Below are 6393 nucleotides of genomic sequence, written 5' to 3'. Positions count from 1 at the left end.
ATTTCAGCTTACTCAATCCATGCTTCTTCATTAGCAGAAACAACACTTTGATTTAACATGCTCATAAGTTTCATCTCAGCAACAAGTTTATCGTACTTCATTGCTTTTTCATACATTTCCTCCTGTTCATTGATATCCATAATCGTATAGCAGCCATGACCATTTTTTGTCAAATAAACAGGTGAACCAACAGATACTTTTTCTAGCACTTGATTATAATTTCTTAAATCTGAAATAGGTTTAATAACGGGCATAATAATCACTCCTTACATCATTATTATACGTATTTATTAAGAATAATTCAAAGTAATATTTTTTGAAGAATTTTACTAATAATTTGGTTTTCCACTCTTTTATCTAAAAGAAAACGGCAGAAATGACTACATGAATAAGACTGCACGCAGGGTGATTGATTACTTTATCGATCATGATATTAGAACATAGGCAAACTTTTGGCATAAGGATGTCATACCAGTCTATAAGAGTGATGCTACTGAAAAATACCATTTCAGTGAAAAGAGAATAAATCGTGGACAGTACAGAACAGCTCATGGACAAGTTCTGAATGCAGATGTAAATGGTGCATTAAATATCATGCGTAAAAGTAGCGTTGTGGATGCAAATATTGTCTATACAGTAGAGGCGAAGTGGACACGCAATAAGAATACGGAGTATTAAGTCGAGGTAGTTCACAAGTAGAAAATGTCATGCCCCTGTTGACATAACATATAAGCGACTGCCTGTCGCACAAAAAAAGAACCTCATAATGAGATTCTTATAAGAAAGTACTTTCATATTATCTAGAAGAACTTATATTCCTTTAATAGGGCTTCTAGATCAGAGCCCTCTATTCTTTTTAACAACTCTTTTAAGACAAGACGTTTTGTGAATGACTGAGTTTCCATGAATGTCTCATCACCATATAAAGATGAGAAGACACTTAAATAGTCTTCAATAGAATAACGATAAGCTGGAATACTTCTAGTGATATGTAATAAACTATACACTGCATTCATTGCGGTATGCACAAGATAATCCAAGCTACCTGGATATTCATAAGGTAATGAAACTCCTTCACCTATATAAGCATAGTTTCTTCCATTGATGTGTGCTTCACAATGAGTACTAGTATGAGTGTAAGGAACGGTAGAAGCAGACATCAATGAGAGTTCATTGATTTTATCTTGTGGAATACCTAAATGATAAAGCCATTCTGCACATATCTCATAGCCTTTACTTTCTAACATAGACTTTTCTACATAATCACCTGTTTTCTCTGGATGTAATCCATGAAGTAAAATGACACATTCATTCTCTTTCTGGTTCTTATAGTAAGGCTGTCTTGGTATTGTCCAGTTGAGTTCCCAGGCTGATTCATTAATAGGAATCACACCACCTGTAATATCTTCACCAGAAAGTGGGTCTTTTTGAAGAATATTTCTTAAGTAATGGATGATCTTCTCATCCTGAGTTGTAACAACTGCATGTCCTATAGAATCTTTACTGTGACTTGTATGAATAAATAGAAGATCCTGATTTGTAAGTCCAATCGTTTCTTCTATCTCTTCACTCTTAATTGTAAAGGCAGTAGCTGTATTGTCTTCTATTTCTACATGAGTGACTTCAGTATTGAAATGGAAGACAACATGATGTGCATCTAAGTATTCTATAATAGGTACAATCACTGATTCATACATACAGTACTTAGGAGAAATCATGCTGTGAGAGGTCAATATATGCATATAACGATGTAATGTCACTTTAAATGAATAAGCATCATTGACTGGAAATAAAGCATGCCAATAATAGTAGAAATCAGATTCCATAAAGTCCTGACTGAATACATCTTTAACCTGTTTACCTTCTAATTGTTCATCTGGAGTAAAGAAGAAATGAACAAGTTCTGATATTAATTGATCACTTAATTGTATATTATGAACAGTCTTCATAGGTGCATCATGATTCAAATAAGTCATTTCATCTAAAACAGTGAGTCCTTCTGTTTCTATAGAAGGTATAGAACGTAATATATCCCATAAATAGAGACTACGATTATCTACAAAGGAAAGATAAGACTCATAATGATGAAATGAATCTACTGAATCAATAATATGAATATGTTCACCCTTTAATGAACCATCTCTCAACAAATAACAGGCAGTCACTAAGCTAGTAAAGTCACTTCCTAATATATATGCATTATGTGCATCAATGTTTTCTCTTTTTCTTGGCTTCACAAATAAATCCATGGCAATCCCCCCTATCCTCATAGTATAGAAAAAATAAAATATAAAAAAATAAACATCCCATACAAGATGTTTATTCTTTATACATTATAGTGTTTTTGTTTAAAAAGTTTCATAGCGTTTTAAGGCTGCTTTGATGTTTCCTTTGATTGCTTTATCTAGTTTACGGATAATAAGTTCTGGGTCTTGTCGCATATCATTATTGATCCATTCTAATGTAAGACCTACAAATGAATACTTATAGAAATTCGCAAGGAACGCTTTATCATCTTCTCTAACATTCATTCCTACAGCCTGTTCATCTACAACATCCTTTAATAACTTATATACAATTCTATAAAGATATGTTTCTACATGTTCACGACTAACAGAACGATAAACATTAGTGACAAATGATTTGTTGTCTAAGATAGCACCAAAGAGTGCATAGAGACCTTCTTCCCATGTATCAGATGTTTTATGGCCCATCATTACTTCTTCAGCATCCTGAATACATGACCATTCTACAAGATCATAAATATCCTGGAAATGATAATAGAAAGTCATACGGCTGATACCACAGTCTTCTGCAATATCATTAATAGTGATCTTATCAAGAGGCTTCTTTAATAATAAATGTTTCAAAGACGCTTCAATAGCGCGTTTCGTAGTTTGTGACATTTTGGCCCTCCTTATATTCACTATTATGCACGTTGTTTCTACATTTTACAACAAAAACGTATAGACGATATTAATGATTGGCATAGTAATAATACATAAAAGAATAGATAATGCGTTAATAACTGAACTTTCAAAAGCATGATTATCATATAATTGCGCAAACTGAGTCACAGTAGATGCAGAAGGCCCACTGGCAGCAAGTAATGAAATCATTAATACTTGTGATGCACTTGGGAATAGTTTTGTCATACCTGTAAAAATAAAAACTAATAAAATAATTGCTGGGAATACAACTAAACGAAGGAAACATACGACATAAGCACGGACATCAGTAAATACTTCCTTCATATTCATACCAGCAAGTAACATTCCTACTACAAACATACTCAATGGTCCCATTAAGCTGCCCATACCAGATACAGCACTCTGAAACATCGTAGGCAATTTAATCTGTAAGAAGAACATAATGATACCTGCTGCAATCGCAATCATATTGATGTTCAAGAGGATCTTCTTTAAATCAAAGTGTGTATCTTCACTAATAATGAACTTACAATGTGTCCACAATAATATAGTCTGTACAATCATATACCCTGAACAATAAAAAACCATTTCGTTCCCTAATACGATAGAAACAAGAGGAAGAATCAAGTTTCCACAGTTAGGATACATGATAGACATTGATTCAATCGCATTAAAATGACATTTCTTTGTGAGTATCTTAGCAAGTATATAATAAATAATATGTACAAGAATAGCTGCACCAATAGAGAGTAAGAAACCTTTGAGTTTCTCTTCTGTTAAGTCAATCTGGAATGAATTGATGATTGCACAAGGTGCAGAAACATATAATACAATCTGTGATAAAAGTTTAGATTCTGATATTGTACATATATCTGTTTTAATCAGTACATATCCTACTCCTATCATAATAAATAAAGCGCCAATTTGTGTAGCAAGTGAAATAGCTAAATCCATATCTTTAACCCCCTAGAAGGCATCATACACTTATTATCTTCTAAAAGCATCTTTTTGCATAAGATGAAAAAAGTGATTGTCGCAATGATGTGAAAATTTTAATACATTGTATATATGCATTATTCATTCTACAACACTTATTCAAATATATATACTTGTTGATATTATTATAATATAATATATTTATAAATCACTTAACATAAAGAGAAAGGAGAAAATCATGTCTACAAGTATTATTTACTTCTTAATTGTATTGATTCTACAGTTACTCTTATTCCTATTTATCAAACGTAATCATAATAATAGCGTACTACTTGTTTTGATTTCTTTAGGTATTTCTATATCTGCTGCAATATCTTTGTGGAACACAGCTATTCTTATAGATGAATTGGGTATAAGTTCCAGTAGTCTCGATACATTATTCTTCGGCATATCTATCATATTATCTTTAGTTAATATGTATACTGTACTCAAAGAGAAATAATCAGACCATATAGTCACATACGACTATATGGTTTTTTAGTAAAAGAAAACACCAAATAGATGCCCATTTGGTATTTCACATGATTTTACATATTCTCTTGTTCTTTCGCGGATTCCTGTAATAATTGATAGTTTTCCATGAACTCTTCACTATTACTCACATAAGCATAAGAAATATACTTATGCGCAATCTTGATCTTATGTTTACTTACTGCCTTGATTGATTTAATATCTTTTACCTCAATCATTTCTGGAAGTAATGCGACATATTTCCATGTATATATCATGATAATATCGCTATATAAGTGAAGATTATAGCCAGCAAGACAGATTAATGCGATAGTAATAGTCATAATAAGAGCTAAGACAAAACGCATCTGTGAATGCCATACAACTTTGGAATAAATAGATAATGCGAGTAATGCAGGAATCATAATAATCATAAATACTGTTACTCTAAAATCTTTGAATTTTTTCATTTATATCACCTTTTCACATTCTACATGGATTAAGGTCATTTGACAAGTTGTTGAATTTGTCTTACACTCATTTCATAAAAATATTGGAGGTATTCAATGAAAATCAAGAAATTTCTATCTGAACTACTTGGTACTTTCCTACTTGTATTTCTAGGTACTACAGCTTATGCATTACTTGGATCTACAGGATTAGGTTCTACATATAGTACAGTAGCAGGTATTATCGGTATTGCAGTTGTATTTGGTCTTGCAATGACATTCGTTTATTATATGTTCTCTTCTATTTCAGGAGCACATGTCAATCCAGCAGTGTCTGTCGCAATGTATTTTAATGGAGCTATCTCTCTCATAGAAATGATCCTTTATATTGTGGCACAACTATTAGGTGCACTTCTTGCAAGTGGATTACTACTTGGTATTCTTAAATGTATTCCTAGTGTATCTATTACAACTTTAGGTGTTGGACAGACAGGATATAGCTCTTTAAGTATGATTTCATTAGATATAAAGGGTGCTATTCTTATAGAAGCTGTATTAACTTTTGTATTTGTATTAGTATACTTACATGTAGTAAATGATGAAAGATTAGAAAAACTATCTGGATTATTAATCGGTGGTGCTTTAACACTTGTCACTATTTTAGGTATCCCATTTACTGGTGCTTCTATTAACCCTGCAAGATCATTTGGTCCAGCAGTTATTATGAAGATACTTGGCAAAGGCACTGCACTTAATCAGTTATGGGTATTCTTATTATCACCACTTATTGGTGCTTTAGTTGCTTATATCGTTTATAAGTTATTAAAAGGTGAAAAGATTGCATAGTTAAACTGATTTAAAAATCTAGGGGCTGTAACGAATAGACAGTATTGACTACTACCTTGAGCGTTACAGCCCTTTTTCGTATATACTCTCCTAAAAAGGTTATTCTCTTTTGCATGATGAATACTTATTCATATTTTAGACGTACTTAAAAACATTAGAAAAGAGATAGCTTCCGCTATCTCCCAGAACCCCTGCTATAAGTTAGGATTATTATGTATATACTAGTAATTCGCTTTTTTATTATAACCTAGAATTTGAAGAAGTTTTTAATTTCATCCTTAAAGAAGTAGATAAGTAACACTGTATTTCCAACAAAAGGAGTTAAAAGACATGAGTGGAAAAATGTTGGTATTGAAACAAACTCAAATAGCGTATCTGCGATAGGGATTGCCACAATTGTTTGATCAGGATAAAAAGAAACTGCAATAAATAAAATCACATAGATAACAAAACAGAAAAGAAATTTTATTGTTTTAGTACTCATAAAATTATACCTCTATACATTAAGATTTAGATTTAACATCAATATAGGATGCTGGCGTCTTTTTGGAAATGTAGTTATATGAATCATATAATCCACTTGAATCAAAGTAATATGTTCTCATATGTTTTACCAAGAAATCTCCAGATATTCCAAGACGACTATATTTTTATATTGAGGTGGGGGTTTCTGCCGTTTTCACTTAGATAAATGTAAACGCTTTCTACACTATATATTATAC

At 31.9% G+C, this 6393-nt stretch carries 7 protein-coding genes; 2 read left to right on the top strand and 5 right to left on the bottom strand.

Annotated elements, in window-relative coordinates; translation table 11 throughout:
* Nucleotides 1-8: 8 nt before the first annotated feature.
* The 4 genes from ACT8VG_RS06180 to ACT8VG_RS06165 all read right to left on the bottom strand — a co-directional run bounded on the left by ACT8VG_RS06180 (nucleotide 9) and on the right by ACT8VG_RS06165 (nucleotide 3884).
* Nucleotides 9-254: a hypothetical protein gene (locus ACT8VG_RS06180; RefSeq protein WP_444195421.1), complete on the bottom strand. Its 246-nt coding sequence runs from the start codon at nucleotides 252-254 to the stop codon at nucleotides 9-11.
* 546 nt (nucleotides 255-800) lie between these two features.
* The gene (locus tag ACT8VG_RS06175) at nucleotides 801-2249 is read right to left on the bottom strand and encodes an oleate hydratase (protein WP_418221066.1); all 1449 of its coding nucleotides are present in this window, start codon (nucleotides 2247-2249) and stop codon (nucleotides 801-803) included.
* 99 nt (nucleotides 2250-2348) lie between these two features.
* A complete protein-coding gene (locus ACT8VG_RS06170) occupies nucleotides 2349-2906 on the bottom strand; it encodes a TetR/AcrR family transcriptional regulator (RefSeq protein WP_117458241.1) in 558 nt (185 codons plus the stop codon).
* 45 nt (nucleotides 2907-2951) lie between these two features.
* Nucleotides 2952-3884, bottom strand: a complete 933-nt coding sequence (locus tag ACT8VG_RS06165; protein ID WP_444195420.1) for an AEC family transporter — start codon at nucleotides 3882-3884, stop codon at nucleotides 2952-2954.
* Between the two features lie 220 nt (nucleotides 3885-4104).
* Between ACT8VG_RS06165 and ACT8VG_RS06160 the strand changes: the two genes are divergently transcribed.
* Nucleotides 4105-4368 carry a hypothetical protein gene (locus ACT8VG_RS06160; RefSeq protein ID WP_187011567.1) on the top strand — a complete coding sequence of 88 codons (264 nt, stop codon included), beginning with the start codon at nucleotides 4105-4107 and terminating at the stop codon, nucleotides 4366-4368.
* An 85-nt stretch (nucleotides 4369-4453) separates the two neighbouring features.
* Here ACT8VG_RS06160 and ACT8VG_RS06155 read toward each other — a convergent pair whose 3' ends face one another.
* The gene (locus ACT8VG_RS06155) at nucleotides 4454-4846 is read right to left on the bottom strand and encodes a hypothetical protein (RefSeq protein WP_117458238.1); all 393 of its coding nucleotides are present in this window, start codon (nucleotides 4844-4846) and stop codon (nucleotides 4454-4456) included.
* A gap of 96 nt (nucleotides 4847-4942) precedes the next feature.
* Between ACT8VG_RS06155 and ACT8VG_RS06150 the strand changes: the two genes are divergently transcribed.
* On the top strand, nucleotides 4943-5671 hold the full coding sequence (locus tag ACT8VG_RS06150) for an MIP/aquaporin family protein (RefSeq protein WP_288705342.1): 729 nt from the start codon (nucleotides 4943-4945) through the stop codon (nucleotides 5669-5671).
* The last annotated feature ends 722 nt before the right edge of the window (nucleotides 5672-6393 follow it).

The organism is Catenibacterium sp. (assembly GCF_052354645.1).
Taxonomy (GTDB): domain Bacteria; phylum Bacillota_I; class Bacilli_A; order Erysipelotrichales; family Coprobacillaceae; genus Catenibacterium; species Catenibacterium mitsuoka_A.
This window is presented reverse-complemented; position numbering and strand designations above follow the sequence as displayed.

Bases quoted from the DNA above. Each gene is read 5' to 3' on its own strand.
- ACT8VG_RS06180 (WP_444195421.1), bottom strand. From the start codon at position 254: ATGCCCGTTATTAAACCTATTTCAGATTTAAGAAATTATAATCAAGTG.
- ACT8VG_RS06175 (WP_418221066.1), bottom strand. From the start codon at position 2,249: ATGGATTTATTTGTGAAGCCAAGAAAAAGAGAAAACATTGATGCACAT.
- ACT8VG_RS06170 (WP_117458241.1), bottom strand. From the start codon at position 2,906: ATGTCACAAACTACGAAACGCGCTATTGAAGCGTCTTTGAAACATTTA.
- ACT8VG_RS06165 (WP_444195420.1), bottom strand. From the start codon at position 3,884: ATGGATTTAGCTATTTCACTTGCTACACAAATTGGCGCTTTATTTATT.
- ACT8VG_RS06160 (WP_187011567.1), top strand. From the start codon at position 4,105: ATGTCTACAAGTATTATTTACTTCTTAATTGTATTGATTCTACAGTTA.
- ACT8VG_RS06155 (WP_117458238.1), bottom strand. From the start codon at position 4,846: ATGAAAAAATTCAAAGATTTTAGAGTAACAGTATTTATGATTATTATG.
- ACT8VG_RS06150 (WP_288705342.1), top strand. From the start codon at position 4,943: ATGAAAATCAAGAAATTTCTATCTGAACTACTTGGTACTTTCCTACTT.